Annotated in this window: 15 protein-coding genes and 2 tRNA genes; 10 read left to right on the top strand and 7 right to left on the bottom strand. The window is 66.8% G+C overall.

The features are described from left to right. Window positions 1–8: 8 nt before the first annotated feature. From yidC to rpmH, 4 genes are read right to left on the bottom strand one after another with little or no spacing between them, the layout of a single operon-like run. Window positions 9–1,118 (bottom strand): membrane protein insertase YidC, encoded by a 1,110-nt coding sequence (gene yidC / locus G6N23_RS20180; RefSeq protein WP_085258874.1) that lies wholly within the window; start codon window positions 1,116–1,118, stop codon window positions 9–11. Continuing rightward, window positions 1,099–1,434 carry a membrane protein insertion efficiency factor YidD gene (gene yidD / locus G6N23_RS20175; RefSeq protein ID WP_095174306.1) on the bottom strand — a complete coding sequence of 112 codons (336 nt, stop codon included), beginning with the start codon at window positions 1,432–1,434 and terminating at the stop codon, window positions 1,099–1,101. The genes yidC and yidD overlap by 20 nt, the downstream gene beginning before the upstream one ends. Next, window positions 1,413–1,790 (bottom strand): ribonuclease P protein component, encoded by a 378-nt coding sequence (gene rnpA, locus G6N23_RS20170; protein ID WP_085258872.1) that lies wholly within the window; start codon window positions 1,788–1,790, stop codon window positions 1,413–1,415. Before rnpA ends, yidD begins: the two co-directional genes overlap by 22 nt. Window positions 1,791–1,807: 17 nt before the next feature. Continuing rightward, window positions 1,808–1,951: a 50S ribosomal protein L34 gene (rpmH, locus tag G6N23_RS20165; RefSeq protein ID WP_019735309.1), complete on the bottom strand. Its 144-nt coding sequence runs from the start codon at window positions 1,949–1,951 to the stop codon at window positions 1,808–1,810. 613 nt (window positions 1,952–2,564) lie between these two features. On the opposite strand from rpmH, the gene dnaA reads away from it, so the two are divergent. The 9 genes from dnaA to G6N23_RS20120 all read left to right on the top strand — a co-directional run bounded on the left by dnaA (window position 2,565) and on the right by G6N23_RS20120 (window position 13,474). Then, a complete protein-coding gene (gene dnaA, locus G6N23_RS20160) occupies window positions 2,565–4,037 on the top strand; it encodes a chromosomal replication initiator protein DnaA (protein WP_085258871.1) in 1,473 nt (490 codons plus the stop codon). Window positions 4,038–4,571: 534 nt separating this feature from the next. Continuing rightward, entirely contained in the window at window positions 4,572–5,768 is a 1,197-nt protein-coding gene (dnaN, locus tag G6N23_RS20155; RefSeq protein WP_085258870.1) for a DNA polymerase III subunit beta, read from the top strand. A gap of 38 nt (window positions 5,769–5,806) precedes the next feature. Then, window positions 5,807–6,967 (top strand): DNA replication/repair protein RecF, encoded by a 1,161-nt coding sequence (gene recF / locus G6N23_RS20150; protein ID WP_085258869.1) that lies wholly within the window; start codon window positions 5,807–5,809, stop codon window positions 6,965–6,967. Next, window positions 6,964–7,512 (top strand): DUF721 family protein, encoded by a 549-nt coding sequence (locus tag G6N23_RS20145; RefSeq protein ID WP_085258868.1) that lies wholly within the window; start codon window positions 6,964–6,966, stop codon window positions 7,510–7,512. Before recF ends, G6N23_RS20145 begins: the two co-directional genes overlap by 4 nt. Before the next feature lie 254 nt (window positions 7,513–7,766). Then, window positions 7,767–9,782, top strand: coding sequence for a DNA topoisomerase (ATP-hydrolyzing) subunit B (gene gyrB, locus G6N23_RS20140; protein ID WP_085258867.1), 2,016 nt, complete (start codon window positions 7,767–7,769; stop codon window positions 9,780–9,782). 42 nt (window positions 9,783–9,824) lie between these two features. Beyond that, entirely contained in the window at window positions 9,825–12,320 is a 2,496-nt protein-coding gene (gene gyrA / locus G6N23_RS20135) for a DNA gyrase subunit A (RefSeq protein ID WP_085258866.1), read from the top strand. A gap of 55 nt (window positions 12,321–12,375) precedes the next feature. Beyond that, window positions 12,376–13,242: a DUF3566 domain-containing protein gene (locus G6N23_RS20130; protein ID WP_085258865.1), complete on the top strand. Its 867-nt coding sequence runs from the start codon at window positions 12,376–12,378 to the stop codon at window positions 13,240–13,242. A 72-nt stretch (window positions 13,243–13,314) separates the two neighbouring features. After that, a tRNA-Ile gene (locus G6N23_RS20125) sits at window positions 13,315–13,388 on the top strand. 13 nt (window positions 13,389–13,401) lie between these two features. Beyond that, a tRNA-Ala gene (locus tag G6N23_RS20120) sits at window positions 13,402–13,474 on the top strand. Window positions 13,475–13,482: 8 nt separating this feature from the next. On the opposite strand, the gene cwsA is transcribed toward G6N23_RS20120, so the two are convergent. Continuing rightward, a complete protein-coding gene (cwsA, locus tag G6N23_RS20115) occupies window positions 13,483–13,911 on the bottom strand; it encodes a cell wall synthesis protein CwsA (RefSeq protein ID WP_085258887.1) in 429 nt (142 codons plus the stop codon). Between the two features lie 40 nt (window positions 13,912–13,951). On the opposite strand from cwsA, the gene G6N23_RS20110 reads away from it, so the two are divergent. Continuing rightward, complete coding sequence (locus G6N23_RS20110) at window positions 13,952–14,500, top strand: peptidylprolyl isomerase (protein ID WP_095174099.1); 549 nt, start codon at window positions 13,952–13,954, stop codon at window positions 14,498–14,500. 10 nt (window positions 14,501–14,510) lie between these two features. Here the strand turns inward: G6N23_RS20110 and G6N23_RS20105 are convergent, their stop codons facing one another. Further along, window positions 14,511–14,855 (bottom strand): PH domain-containing protein, encoded by a 345-nt coding sequence (locus G6N23_RS20105; RefSeq protein WP_234808448.1) that lies wholly within the window; start codon window positions 14,853–14,855, stop codon window positions 14,511–14,513. Between the two features lie 236 nt (window positions 14,856–15,091). Further along, window positions 15,092–15,373: a cell division protein CrgA gene (gene crgA / locus G6N23_RS20100; RefSeq protein WP_085258862.1), complete on the bottom strand. Its 282-nt coding sequence runs from the start codon at window positions 15,371–15,373 to the stop codon at window positions 15,092–15,094. Window positions 15,374–15,439 lie beyond the last annotated feature (66 nt).

Genomic DNA, 15,439 nt, shown 5'->3' with positions numbered 1-15,439 from the left:
GCGGTAAGTCACCGCTTGCGTTTCTTCGGCTTCGCGCCGGCGCCGGGGCGGCCGCCCCGGGGCGCGGGCCGACCCGGGCTCCGTTTGGCCGCATCGGCCTTCGCCGGCTGGCTCGCTTCAGGCTCGGCCGAATCGGCGAGCGGCGCCTCGGTTTCATCGGTGGCCGAGGTGTCGGCCTCCGCCGTGGCCGTGCGGCCGGCCCGCTTGGGCTTGGCGCCGGGCGCCGGGGCGTTGGCCGCTCGTCGGCGCAGTGCCTCCTCCTTCTTCGCCTCGTCCTCCTTGGCGATCAGGCCGAAGACGTAGTGCTGCTGCGCGAACGTCCAGATGTTGTTGGAGAACCAGTACAAGATGATCGCCAGGGGCAGGAACGGTCCGCCGACGACCACGCCCAGCGGGAACACGTACAGCGCCAGCTTGTTCATCATCGCGGTCTGCGGGTTGGCCGCCGCTTCCGGACTCTGCCGTGCCACCGAGGCCCGACTGTTGAAGTAGGTCGCGATGCCGGCCGCGATCATGATGGGAACGCCGACCGCGATCACCGACACCCGGTTGAACTCGGCGAAGGCATCCAACCCGGTCCGTTGGATCATCGTCGCGCCCAGCGGAGCACCCAAGAGGTTGGCGTCCAAGAAGTTGCCCACGTCGGTGGCGCTGAAGAAGTAGTTACCCAGCTGCCGGTTCAGGTCCGGCGAGAGCCCCAGCTGACCGATCCCGGTGCTGGTGCGGTTGAACGAACGCAGCACATGGAACAGGCCCAGGAACACCGGGATCTGCGCCAGCATCGGCAAGCACCCCAGGATCGGGTTGAAGCCGTGTTCGCGCTGCAGCTTCTGCATCTCGAGTGCCATGCGTTGACGGTCTTTGCCGTACTTCTTCTGCAGCGCCTTGATCTGCGGCTGCAGTTCCTGCATCTGCCGGGTGGTCCGGATCTGCTTGACGAAGGGCTTGTAGAGCAGGGCACGCAGTGTGAATACCAAAAACGTCACCGACAAGGCCCAGGTGAAGAAGCTCGCCGGGCCGAGTAGAAGGCCAAATGCCTTGTACCACAACCACATAATGCCCGACACCGGGTAGTACACGTAGTCCAGACTCCGGGGATCAAAGGCCACGTCGTTCATCCTCCGCTCGGTTGTCCGAGGCGTTCCCGGACGGACAGTCGCATCCAGCGCCGCCCCGGGACCGCTCCGGTATCGGGTCCCAGCCGCCTTGATGCCACGGCCCACACTTTGCCAGGCGCACGGCTGCCAGCCATCCGCCCCGGATCAGTCCATACTCGCTCAAGGCATCCACCGCGTATTGGCTGCACGTCGGCATGAAGCGGCAACTGGGCAATCGCAGCGGCGAGACCATGTGCCGATAGAGCTGAATGACGAAGATCAACCCTCGAACCGGCGCCGCCGCAACACCGTGGGTCACCGCGCCGCACCCCCGGATCGGTGCACCGACCACAACCCGGAACGCAACTGTTCCCGCAGCGCATCCGACTTCGCAGCGCTACTGCCGGGCCGTGCCCGGATCACCACCTGTTCGCCCGACCCCAGATCCCCGAGCATCTCGCGGGCCACGTGGCGCAGACGACGGGCGACCTGGTGCCGTTCGACAGCCGAACCCACCGACTTGGCGATGATCAGGCCGACTTGCGGCGGCGCGCATTCGTCGAAGGTGTCGGTTCGCCGGTCACAGCTCGTTCGGCTATAGACGATGACATCGGGCTGAACCGCCCTTCGGCCCTGTCTGACCGTCGCACCGAAATCCGCCGAGCGTCTCATCCGGAACTGAGCCGGGAGCACCGCGGTGCTGCCTGTGCTCAAGCAGTCAGCGAGCGACGGCCCTTGCGACGCCGGCCCGAGACGATGGCGCGGCCAGCGCGCGTACGCATCCGCAGGCGAAACCCGTGCACCCGGGCCCGACGTCGGTTGTTGGGCTGGAAGGTCCGCTTGCCCTTGGCCACGGCACACTCTCCTTGTTGCGTCTTGCGTCGCGTCTGCCCGACACACCGGAACACCGTTGTGCCTGCCGCACGCGACGCACTCGGTAAGCTCGGTGAACTTCTGCGTCTTGCTGGTAACCGGCGCGGTCTCCGGCCGAGAGCCGGTCGCTGCCGTATCGCCGACGTTCGGGCGACTGTTCGAGGGTACTGATGCAGGTTCGCCGGGTCAAACCCTGGCACTGTCCCTGCCGGCGGTGCCCTGCCGGGCCGGTCCGGACCGCGTCGGGAAGCGGCCCATCATTCACACTGGTCACACCCGCCACGGACGTTCCGGTGGCGCCTATTTTTACTCGATTCATCTCGGTGAAAGGAGTAGTCGCCCGCCCGGAAACCTGTTAACTTGCTTGCCAGCGCCGTTTCGCGACTGGAGCGGATCCCGGCCGTAATCGAAGAGGACGAAGCGGCCTGCGCTTCAGGTATCGCCGGACTGTCTGGAGTGGCCGTTGCCGAGCAACTGGCCCGGAGGGCCTCACCGGGGTACACGCACCTCATCCACACCTGTGGATAACTGTGTGGATAGCATGTCACCGCACGAGATCCGTGCATCACGACTTCGAGCCAGGGGGATGAGTCATTGACCGATGACTCCGCGTCGGCATTCCTCACCCTGTGGGACGAGGTGGTCGCAGAACTCAACGGCGAAGCCCCCGCCCCCGACGCGTCAGCTGCGGTCCTGACACCCCAGCAGAAGGCCTGGCTCAACCTGGTACACCCGCTGGCGATAGTCGAAGGCTTCGCGCTGCTCGCGGTCCCGAGCAGCTTCGTCCAGAACGAGATCGAACGGCACCTGCGCACCCAGATCACCGCTGCCCTCAGCCGGCGCCTCGGACACGACATCGAACTCGGGGTGCGCATCGCCCCCGCGCCCGCCGACGACGGATCCGCCTCGTCCGATAACCCGGCCCCGGCCCGCGCGGGCGAGGACGAAGACGACGAAGACGACACCCCCGACGTGGAATACGACTGGCCCAATTACTTCACCGAGCGCCCCAGTGACGATTCGGCGACCGCCGACGGCGCCAGCCTCAACCGGCGCTACACCTTCGACACGTTCGTCATCGGTACCTCCAACCGGTTCGCCCACGCCGCCGCCCTGGCCATCGCCGAGGCGCCAGCCCGCGCATACAACCCCCTGTTCATCTGGGGTGAGTCCGGTCTGGGTAAAACCCACCTGCTGCACGCGGCCGGCAACTACACCCAACGGCTCTTCCCCGGGATGCGCGTCAAGTACGTCTCCACCGAAGAGTTCACCAACGACTTCATCAACTCGCTGCGCGACGACCGCAAGGTCGCGTTCAAGCGCAGCTACCGCGACATCGATGTCCTGCTGGTCGACGACATCCAGTTCATCGAGGGCAAAGAAGGTATCCAGGAGGAGTTCTTCCATACCTTCAACACCCTGCACAACGCCAACAAGCAGATCGTGATCACCTCCGATCGGGCGCCCAAACAACTTGCCACACTGGAAGATCGACTGCGGACCCGGTTCGAGTGGGGTCTGATCACCGACGTCCAGCCGCCTGACCTGGAGACCCGGATCGCGATTCTGCGCAAGAAGGCGCAGATGGAGCGTCTCGACGTGCCCGGCGACGTGTTGGAGTTGATCGCCACCAGCATCGAACGCAACATCCGTGAACTCGAGGGCGCGTTGATCCGGGTCACGGCCTTCGCCTCGCTCAACAAGACCCCGATCGACCGGTCACTGGCCGAGATCGTCCTGCGTGACCTGATCGCCGATGCCAGCACGATGCAGATCAGCGCGGCGATCATCATGGCGGTCATCGCCGAATACTTCGACACCAGCGTCGAGGAACTCCGCGGCCCGGGCAAGACCCGCCCGCTGGCCCAGTCCCGCCAGATCGCCATGTACCTGTGTCGCGAGCTGACCGACCTGTCGCTCCCCAAGATCGGCCAGGCCTTCGGCCGCGATCACACCACGGTGATGTACGCCGAACGCAAAATCCGTGGCGAGATGGCCGAACGTCGCGAGGTCTTCGATCAGGTCAAAGAGCTCACCACCCGGATCCGGCAACGCGCCAAGCGCTGACCACCGCGTGCCCGGCGCGACAATCTTGCAAAAAACTTCCGACACACTCGCATCACCTGTTGCGCCCACCGCCTGTGGATACCGCTGCGGACAACCTGTCCATGAACCGATGACGAACCGGCCAGGGATACACAGCGGCCGTTCCATACACAGCCGACCCAGCCCGCCCCGGCGTGTTACTCACCGTTGCTCCCCAACCCCCTGCCCCCGCTCAACAGCGCCGATGCACCACTGTGCCCACCATGCACAGGACTTATTACTAATACTGAGATCCCTTCATCGATTCTCTCTAAAAGCAGGCCGTTGGGGATTCCCGTCGCAGGGGGCTGTTCACAACCCCCGGGCTTCCGCTTCCCGCAGGGTCGGTGCGGCCCCACGGTTGTCGTCGATTAACTTTCAAGACGGGCTTCGAGGCTCTACGGTTGGTGACCTACCGCCCTGCGCTTTGTCGGAGGGCGTTGCACGGCCGCAGGTGGGGGATGTTCACCGGTCGCCGCGGGGTAGAGCTCGATATCGGGGTGACGAGAGGACGCTATGGACGCGGCGACCACAAACGCGGGTCTGACCGACTTGAGATTCCGCTTGGACCGGGACGACTTCGCCGATGCGGTGGCGTGGGTCGCGAAATCCTTGCCGGCCCGTCCCACCGTGCCATTGCTGGCCGGGGTGCTGCTGACCGGTTCCGACAACGGGCTGACGGTCTCCGGGTTCGATTACGAGGTTTCCGCCGAGGTTCAGCTCGCTGCCGAGATCGCTTCTCCGGGAAGTGTTTTGGTGTCCGGACGGCTGCTGTCGGATATCACCCGGGCGCTTCCCGCCAAGCCGGTCGAGGTCCAGGTGGAGGCAACCCGGGCGTCGTTGACGTGCGGTAACTCCCGGTTCTCGTTGCCGACCATGACGGTCGAGGACTACCCGACGCTACCGACGCTGCCCGACGAGACCGGCGTGTTGCCCGCAGACTTGTTCGCCGAGGCGATCAGCCAGGTCGCGGTGGCCGCCGGCCGGGATGACACATTGCCGATGTTGACCGGAATCCGGGTCGAAATATCCGGCAATACAGTGGTTTTGGCGGCCACCGATCGTTTTCGGCTGGCAGTACGTGAATTGACCTGGTCGTCCGCGCCGGGCACCGAAGCCGCCGTGCTGGTGCCGGCCAAAACGCTCGCCGAAGCCGCCAAGGCCGGCGGCGACGGGACCGAGGTCCACCTGGCGCTGGGCGCGGGACCGGCGGTCGGCAGCGAAGGCCTGCTGGGGATCACCAGCGGAGGCAAACGCAGCACCACCCGGCTGTTGGACGCCGAATTCCCGAAATTCCGCCAATTGCTGCCCAGTGAGCATCTTGCGGTCGCCACCATCGGTGTGGCGGAGCTGACCGAGGCCATCAAACGTGTCGCCCTGGTCGCCGATCGGGGTGCTCAGGTGCGCATGGAGTTGTCCGAGGGAACCCTGCGGTTGTCCGCCGGCGCGGAGGATGTCGGCCGGGCCGAGGAGGATCTGGCGGTGGACTTCGTCGGCGAGCCGCTGACCATCGCGTTCAACCCGACGTATCTGACCGACGGCCTGGGCTCGTTGCACAGCGAGAAGGTTTCGATGGGGTTTACCGATCCCAAGAAGCCCGCTGTGCTGCGACCGGCCGGTGACGACGACCCGGTGCTGAGCGGCGCCGGCCCGTTCCCGGCCGTACCCTCGGATTACGTCTACCTGTTGATGCCGGTCCGCCTGCCTGGCTGACCGGCTCGGCCCGCCACGACGGGAGGGGTGGTTTCGCGGTGTATGTCCGCCACCTGGGCCTGCGCGATTTCCGGTCCTGGGCGCACGTCGACCTCGAACTGGAACCGGGCGCCACGGTGATGGTCGGCCCCAACGGCTACGGTAAGACCAACCTTGTTGAGGCCCTGTGGTATTCGTCAACCCTGGGTTCGCATCGGGTGGCCACCGACGCCCCGCTGATCAGATCGGGCGCCGAGCGTGCGGTGGTGTCCACGATCGTCGTCAACGAGGGCCGCGAACTGGCAGTCGACCTGGAGATCGCGGCGGGACGCGCCAACAAAGTCCGGCTGAACCGATCTCCGGTGCGGCACGCCCGCGAGGTCGTCGGGGTGCTGCGTGCGGTGTTGTTCGCCCCGGAAGACTTGGCGCTGGTCCGCGGTGACCCCGGCGAGCGCCGCCGCTACCTCGACGAACTCGCCAGTGTGCGCCGGCCACGCGTCGCCGCGGTGCGCGCCGACTACGACAAGGTGTTGCGGCAGCGCACGGCGTTGCTGAAGAGTGCGCCGGGCGCGCTGCACCGCGGTGACCGGTCGGTGTTGGACACCCTCGACGTCTGGGACGCCCAATTGGCGGCGCACGGCGCGGATCTGATGGCCGCGCGGATCGATCTGGTCAATCAATTGGCACCCGAGGTGGAGAAGGCCTACCAACTGCTTGCGCCCGGCACCAGGAACGCAGCGGTGGCCTACCGGCCCAAATTGGAGATTCCTCCCGAGGACGTCAACGAAGGCCCGGCCCAACTACAGGAGGTGCTCCTGGCGGAATTGGCGCGCCGTCGGCGGGCCGAACTGGAACGCGGGGTCTGTCTGGTCGGCCCGCACCGTGACGAGTTGGAACTGCGGCTCGGCGACCGTCCGGTGAAAGGGTTTGCCAGCCACGGGGAATCGTGGTCGATGGCGTTGGCACTGCGATTGGCGGCGTATCAACTGCTGCGCAGTGAAGGCGCGGAGCCGGTGCTTTTGCTCGATGATGTGTTCGCCGAGTTGGACAGCGCTCGCCGACGCGCGCTCGCCGACGTCGCGGCCTCCGCGGAACAGGTGCTGATCACCGCCGCGGTCGCCGAGGACGTGCCGGCGGATTGGCAGGCCCGCCAGGTCCGCATCGCGGTGACCGAGGGCGACGACGGCAGGGTGTCGGAACTGATCGGGGGTGGCCAATGAGCGATTCCGATGTCGAACCGTCGGCGCACCTGGCCGGCATGGATCTGGTCCGGCGGACCTTGGCCGAGGCACGCGAGGCGGCGCGCAGCCAGGGCAAAGACGTCGGGCAGGGCCGGCGGGCGCCGCTGCGGCGCCGAACGCCGGGCAGCGGCACCGGCCGGCGCGCCTGGTCCGGGCCGGGACCCGACCGCCGCGACCCTCAGCCCCTGGGCGCCGCGACCAGCGACCTCGCGCAGGCGCGGGGGTGGTCGGCGCAGGTCGCCGAGGGCACCGTTCTGGGTCGATGGCGCGCGGTCGTCGGGGAGGACATCGCTTCGCACGCCACACCGACCAGGCTCGCCGAGGGAGTCTTGAGCGTGTCGGCGGAATCGACGGCGTGGGCCACCCAACTGCGGCTGGTGCAGGCTCAGTTGCTGGCGAAAATCGCCGCCGCGGTCGGCGAGGGGGTGGTGACGACGCTGAGGATCACCGGTCCGACCGCGCCGTCCTGGCGCAAGGGGCCGCTGCACGTCTCGGGGCGTGGGCCCCGAGACACCTACGGCTGATTTCGACCGGGACCCGCGGGTAGCCGGGTGACCCGCGCCTCAGCGGCGCTACGAGCCCGAAAATTGCTCCGGCCAGCGGCCGGACACATGGTTGACCGCGATATCCGCGCCACGGGTCAATCAGATGGGTGGAAACGCCCCGAGAAAATGCCCGCCGTCGGTTCCTCACGGTAGACTGTTGCGGTATCCCCCGCGCATCCCGTGATGTGGTGCGCCGACTGCTTGCTTGTGACCCTGAGGAGAGCTCCCCGACCGTGGCTGCCCAAAACAAATATGGTGCCGATTCGATCAAGGTTCTCGAAGGCCTCGAAGCCGTCCGTAAAAGACCCGGTATGTACATCGGCTCCACCGGTGAACGCGGGCTACACCACCTGATCTGGGAGGTCGTCGACAACGCCGTCGATGAGGCGATGGCCGGCTTCGCCAGCAAGGTGGAGGTGCGCATCCTCGAGGACGGCGGCGTGGAGGTCATCGACGACGGGCGCGGGATCCCGGTGGACACGCACTCCACCGGCGTCCCCACCGTCGATGTCGTCATGACCGTGCTACACGCCGGCGGAAAGTTCGAGGAAGGCGCCTACAGCGTCTCCGGCGGTCTGCACGGCGTCGGCGTCTCGGTGGTCAACGCGCTGTCCACCCGGCTGGAAGCCGACATCTTCCGGGACGGCTACGAGTGGTTCCAGACCTACGACAAATCCGTGCCCGGCACCCTGAAGAAGGGCGGCAAGAGCAACAAGTCCGGCACCACCATTCGATTCTGGGCCGACCCGGACGTCTTCGAGACCACCAACTACGACTTCGAAACCGTCGCGCGGCGCCTGCAGGAGATGGCCTTCCTCAACAAGGGCCTGACCATCGAGCTCACCGACGAGCGGGTGCGCACCGAAGAGGTCGTCGACGAGGTGGTCAGCGACACCGCCGAAGCGCCCAAATCCGCCGAGGACCAGGCGGCCGAAGCCCAGGCGCCGCACAAGGTCAAACACCGTGTCTTCCACTATCCGGGTGGCCTGCGTGACTTCGTGCAGCACATCAACCGCACCAAGACCGCGATCCACCCGACCATCATCGACTTCGACGGCAAGGGAACCGGCCACGAGGTCGAGATCGCCATGCAGTGGAACGGCGGTTATTCGGAGTCGGTGCACACCTTCGCCAACACCATCAACACCGCCGAGGGCGGCACCCACGAAGAGGGGTTCCGCTCGGCGCTGACCAGCGTGGTGAACAAGTACGCCAAAGACAAGAAGCTGCTCAAGGACAAGGACCCGAATCTCACCGGCGACGACATCCGCGAGGGGCTGGCGGCCGTCATCTCGGTGAAAGTGTCCCAGCCGCAGTTCGAGGGCCAGACCAAGACCAAACTGGGCAACACCGAGGTGAAATCGTTCGTACAGAAGGTCTGCAACGAACAGCTCAGCCACTGGTTCGAAGCCAACCCGGCCGAAGCCAAGACGATCATCAACAAGGCGGTGTCCTCGGCACAGGCCCGAATGGCGGCGCGGAAGGCCCGAGAACTGGTGCGCCGTAAGAGCGCAACCGATCTGGGCGGGCTGCCCGGCAAGTTGGCCGACTGCCGCTCCAACGATCCGAGCAAGTGCGAACTGTATGTGGTGGAAGGGGATTCAGCCGGCGGCTCGGCCAAGAGCGGCCGCGACTCGATGTTCCAGGCGATCCTGCCGTTGCGCGGCAAGATCATCAACGTCGAGAAGGCCCGGATCGACCGGGTGCTGAAGAACAACGAGGTCCAGGCGATCATCACCGCGCTGGGCACCGGGATCCACGACGAGTTCGACCTCGCCAAGCTGCGCTATCACAAGATCGTGCTGATGGCCGACGCCGACGTCGACGGTCAGCACATCTCCACGCTGCTGCTGACCCTGCTATTCCGTTTCATGAGGCCGCTGATTGAACACGGCCACGTCTTCCTGGCGCAGCCACCGCTGTACAAACTGAAGTGGCAGCGCGGAAACGAAGCCGAATTCGCCTACTCCGACCGCGAACGTGACGGTCTGCTCGAAGCGGGCCGGGCCGCCGGTAAGAAGATCAACATGGACGACGGCATCCAGCGGTACAAGGGTCTTGGCGAGATGGACGCCAAGGAGTTGTGGGAGACCACGATGGACCCCAGTGTGCGGGTGCTACGGCAGATCACCCTCGACGACGCCGCCGCGGCGGATGAGTTGTTCTCGATCCTGATGGGCGAGGACGTCGAGGCGCGGCGCAGTTTCATCACACGCAACGCCAAAGATGTTCGCTTCCTGGATGTTTAGCGACATCAGAGCCGCCCGACCGCTGACTAGGACGAGGAACAGATGACAGACACCACGCTGCCGCCCGGAGACGACTCGGTAGACCGGATCGAGCCGGTCGACATCCAGCACGAGATGCAGCGCAGCTACATCGACTACGCGATGAGCGTCATCGTGGGGCGCGCACTGCCCGAGGTGCGTGACGGTCTCAAGCCGGTGCACCGGCGGGTCCTCTATGCGATGTACGACTCGGGGTTCCGGCCGGACCGCAGCCACGCGAAATCAGCACGCTCGGTTGCCGAAACGATGGGCAACTACCACCCCCACGGCGACTCCTCGATCTACGACACCCTGGTGCGGATGGCCCAGCCGTGGTCGCTGCGCTATCCCCTGGTCGACGGCCAGGGCAACTTCGGTTCGCCTGGTAACGACCCAGCGGCCGCCATGCGTTACACCGAGGCCCGGCTGACCCCGCTGGCCATGGAGATGCTTCGCGAAATCGACGAGGAGACAGTCGATTTCGTTCCGAACTACGACGGTCGGGTGCAGGAGCCGACGGTGCTGCCCAGCCGGTTCCCGAACCTGCTGGCCAACGGCTCCGGCGGCATCGCGGTCGGCATGGCGACCAACATCCCGCCGCACAACCTGCGCGAACTGGCCGAAGCCGTCTTCTGGTGCCTGGAGAACTACGAGGCCGACGAAGAGGCGACCCTGGAAGCGATGATGGAGCGGGTCAAGGGCCCGGACTTCCCCACCTCCGGCCTGGTCGTCGGATCGCAGGGCATCAACGACGCCTACCGGACCGGACGCGGGTCCATCCGGATGCGCGGCGTCGTCGAGATCGAGGAGGACGCGCGCGGGCGGTCGCTGCTGGTCATCACCGAGCTGCCGTATCAGGTGAACCACGACAACTTCATCACGTCGGTCGCCGAGCAGGTGCGCGACGGAAAGTTGGTGGGTATCGCCAACATCGAGGACCAGAGCAGCGATCGGGTGGGCCTGCGCATCGTCGTGGAGATCAAGCGCGACGCGGTGGCCAAGGTGGTGCTGAACAACCTCTACAAGCACACCCAACTGCAGACCAGCTTCGGCGCCAACATGCTGTCCATCGTCGACGGGGTGCCACGCACGCTGCGGCTGGACCAGATGATCCGCCACTACGTCGCGCACCAGCTCGACGTCATCGTGCGGCGCACCACCTACCGGCTGCGCAAGGCCAACGAGCGGGCGCACATCCTGCGCGGTCTGGTCAAGGCCCTCGACGCCCTCGACGAGGTCATCGCGCTGATCCGGGCCTCGGAGACCGTCGACGTGGCACGCCAGGGCCTGATCGAGTTGCTCGACATCGATGAGATTCAGGCGCAAGCGATTCTGGACATGCAGCTGCGCCGGCTGGCCGCACTGGAACGCCAGAAGATCATCGACGACCTGGCCAAGATCGAGGCCGAGATCGCCGACCTGGAAGACATCCTGGCCAAGCCGGAACGCCAGCGCGCGATCGTGCGCGACGAGCTCGCCGAGATCGCCGACAAGTACGGCGACGACCGGCGGACCCGGATCATCGCCGCCGACGGCGAGGTCAGCGACGAGGACCTGATCGCCCGCGAGGACGTTGTCGTCACGATCACCGAGACCGGCTACGCCAAGCGCACCAAGACCGACCTGTACCGCAGCCAGAAGCGCGGCGGCAAGGGCGTGCAGGGCGCCGGCCTCAAGCAGGACGACATCGTGGCGCACTTCTTCGTCTGCTCGACGCACGACTGGATCCTGTTCTTCACCACGCAGGGCCGGGTGTACCGGGCCAAGGCCTACGACCTGCCGGAGGCGTTACGCACCGCACGCGGCCAGCACGTCGCCAACCTGCTGGCCTTCCAGCCCGAGGAACGCATCGCCCAGGTCATCCAGATCAAGAGTTACGAGGACGCGCCGTATCTGGTGCTGGCCACCCGCAACGGGCTGGTGAAGAAATCCCGGCTGACCGACTTCGACTCCAACCGCTCCGGCGGGATCGTCGCGATCAACCTGCGCGACGGGGACGAGTTGGTCGGCGCCATGTTGTGTTCGGCCGACGATGATCTGCTGCTGGTGTCGGCCCTCGGCCAGTCCATCCGGTTCTCGGCGACCGACGAGGCGTTGCGCCCGATGGGCCGCGCGACGTCGGGCGTTCAAGGCATGAGGTTCAACGCCGAGGACTACCTGCTGTCGCTGAACGTGGTCCGGGAGGATACGTATCTGCTGGTGGCCACCGCCGGCGGTTATGCCAAGCGCACCGCGATCGAGGAATACACGGTGCAGGGCCGCGGCGGCAAGGGCATCCTGACCGTCCAGTACGACAAACGCCGCGGGCGGTTGGTCGGGGCGCTGATCGTCGACGACGACAGCGAGATCTATGCCATCACCTCCGGCGGCGGCGTGATCCGCACCGCGGCGCGGCAGGTCCGCAAGGCCGGACGCCAGACCAAGGGGGTGCGGTTGATGAACTTGGGTGAGGGCGACACACTGATAGCGATCGCGCGGAACGCCGACGAAGAGCCGGCCGACGACGAGTCGAGTAGCTGAACCCGACGAGAAACCAGCCGCCGGGCGGCTCGGAGACACAGCGAAGGAGCCGTGGGTGAGCGCACCGAAGGAGCCGGGGCACCCGGGGAACGGCCCGGGTAAGGCCGAGACCCCGGGCAGCGGTTCGGCCGACGCGGCCGGTCAGCGGCCCACGGGCCGCCCCGGCCGGATCACCGAGACCGGGGAGGCGCCGCCCTGGCAACGCGGGAGCCAGACCAGACAGCCCGCGGCGGCGCGGCCCGCCGAACCGGCGCGCCCCGCCGAACCCAACACGGCTGGCCACTCCCCCGGGGTGGACGAGCGGCTTCGCCGCTTCGTCTCGGGCACCGCGGCACCCGGCGCCCCGCAGCCGGCGCCGGCGCCGGCACCGGCCCAGCCCGCCCAGCCCGCCAAGCCGGCGGTCCAGCAGCAGGTCAAGCAACAGGTCAAGCCGGCTCCGCAACCGGCCAAGCCGGCCCCGCCCGCGCCGTCCGAGGACGGCTACGGCAGTGAGCTGCCGGACCTGTCCGAACCGGCCCAGCGGCGTCCGGCAGCCCGGCGCATGCAGGTCTCGTCCGGACCGCGTGGTCCGGTGCGGGCCAGCATGCAGATCCGGCGGATCGACCCGTGGAGCGCGCTGAAGGTGTCGCTGCTGTTGTCGACGGCGCTGTTCTTCGTCTGGATGATCGCCGTCGCCGTGCTCTACGTCCTGCTGGGCGCGATGGGCGTCTGGAGCAAGCTGAACAGCAACGTTGGGGACCTGTTGACCAACAACAGTGCCGCGGAGCTGGTTTCGGGCAGTTCGATCTTCGGCGGTGCCGCCCTGATCGGGCTGGTGAACGTCGTCGTGCTGACCGCGATGGCCACCCTCGGCGTAGTGATCTACAACCTCAGCACCGACGTGGTCGGCGGTGTCGAGGTAACCCTGGCCGACCGGGACTGACCGGCAGCTCGGGCCATTTTGGCCGGGGGGCCTCGGGTGCGGTAATCTCGGCGCTCGGTCGTAGTCGACTACGGGCCTATAGCTCAGGCGGTTAGAGCGCTTCGCTGATAACGAAGAGGTCGGAGGTTCGAGTCCTCCTAGGCCCACGAGTCCCGATCAGGGGCCTTAGCTCAGTTGGTAGAGCGCTGCCTTTGCAAGGCAGATGTCAGGAGTTCGAATCTCCTAGGCTCCACAAGCTTGTCAGACCTTGTGCTGCGCCTCCACGCTGGGCGGCCGCGGCGAGGATTCCTCCGGCCGGCCAGAACGGCGGATCAGCACCACCGCCACTGCGCCCACCGCCAACGCCGCGCCGGCGGCCCCGGCGATCACCCAGGAACGGCGAATCCGGCGGCGTCGCGGCTCGCCGTAGGCCAGGACGTCCGGCAGCGCGGACACCACCTCTCCGGCGGCGGCCAACTCCCGCGCGGCCGCCTCGGCGGCCTCGGCCACGTGGTCGGCCAGCCGGCTCTCCCGGTAGCGCCGGCGCAGTTCCACGGCGCCGCGCTGCACCGCGGCCCCGCTCAGCCCGACGGCGCCGCGCGCCACGTCGACCGGCCCGCCCGCGGTGTGTGCCAGGCCCCGGGTCAGGCGTTCTCGGTGAGTCAGCTGGTTCTGGGTCGACAGGCGCATGGTCGCAACGCTACCCGTGACGCAGCGCACCCCGCCGCGAATGGCACACTGTGATCCCATGACCACCAGCCCCATCGCCACCGCAACCGCCACGCTGCACACCAACCGCGGCGACATCAAGATCGCGCTGTTCGGCAACCACGCCCCCAAGACCGTCGGCAACTTCGTCGGGCTGGCGCAGGGCACCAAGGAGTACTCGACCACCAACGCCTCCGGCGGCTCGTCCGGCCCGTTCTACGACGGCGCGGTGTTCCACCGGGTGATCGGCGGCTTCATGATCCAGGGCGGTGACCCGACCGGCACCGGCCGCGGCGGCCCCGGGTACAAGTTCGAGGACGAGTTCCACCCCGAGCTGGTCTTCGACAAGCCCTACCTGCTGGCGATGGCCAACGCCGGCCCCGGCACCAACGGTTCGCAGTTCTTCATCACGGTCGGCCAGACCCCGCACCTCAACCGCAAGCACACCATTTTCGGTGAGGTCGTCGACCCGGAGTCGCAGCGCGTCGTGGACGCCATCGCCACCACCGCGACCGACCGCTCCGACCGGCCCACCGAGCCCGTCGTCATCGAGTCGGTGACGGTCTCCTAGCGCCTCGAGGTCAACCCTGTGCGCGGCCGGTGTAACCGGCCGCTGCCAGGGCATCGAACACGTCGCGGGGATCGGTTCCGAGATCCCACCGGGACAGGATCAGCAGCGCGTCGTCGGCGGTCTCGATCTCCAGTAACCGGTGCGTGCGTCCGATCCGCTGGAACTCGGTGACGCGGACCCGGGTGAGGCTGCCGGGAGCCAGCAGCCGGGTGCGCCGCCAGTCGCGCACGGCCAGGCCCTGGGCGGTCAGCGCCAGCTTGGGCCGGGACCGCCAGGAGAAACCGGCAAACACCATCAGGCCGACTCCGGCAATACCGGCCAGAACACGTCCGGGCAGGTCTGTGGCGAGCGTCACAGCACTGATAGCTAACACTGCGCCGACAAGCGCGCAACCAGCGATTCCGCCCGCAGGAGGCGACCACTGTGTTTGCTGGCGCCGATACTCAGTCAATGCGACCTGGGGTTTTGCAGTTATCTACAGGGGTTGTCCACAATGGGGATGAATCACATCGTTGTGATTGGGCAATCGCTTGGTCTCCCAGCTGGCATCGCCGACGACGCGACATAACTGAAATCCGAGGGCAGAGCGGCTCAATGCCAGCGCATCGTGAGCAACAACCCGACGATCATGAAAGCAAACGCGATCGCGTAGTTCCACGGGCCCAGCTCGCTCATCCAGTTCAGCGCCGCCGGGGTGTCCAGCCCGGTGGCCGCCAGCTGATACACCATCAGCCACACCAGCCCGAAGAGCATCAGTCCCAGAAACAGCGCGACGAACCACATGCTCGACGGCCCGCCCTTGACCTTGACCGGGGTACGGCTGACCGCCGAGGGGGTGAAGCTGGTCTTCTTGCGAACCTTCGACTTGGGCATCAGTACCTCGGGACAGTGCGGCGGTGAAGCTGCGAGTATGGGTCGGTACGAGATTAACCCAGCCGG

This window comes from Mycolicibacter terrae (genome assembly GCF_010727125.1).
GTDB lineage: Bacteria > Actinomycetota > Actinomycetes > Mycobacteriales > Mycobacteriaceae > Mycobacterium > Mycobacterium terrae.
Note: the sequence above shows the minus strand (reverse complement) of the source record. Positions and strands in the feature narration are given on the sequence as shown.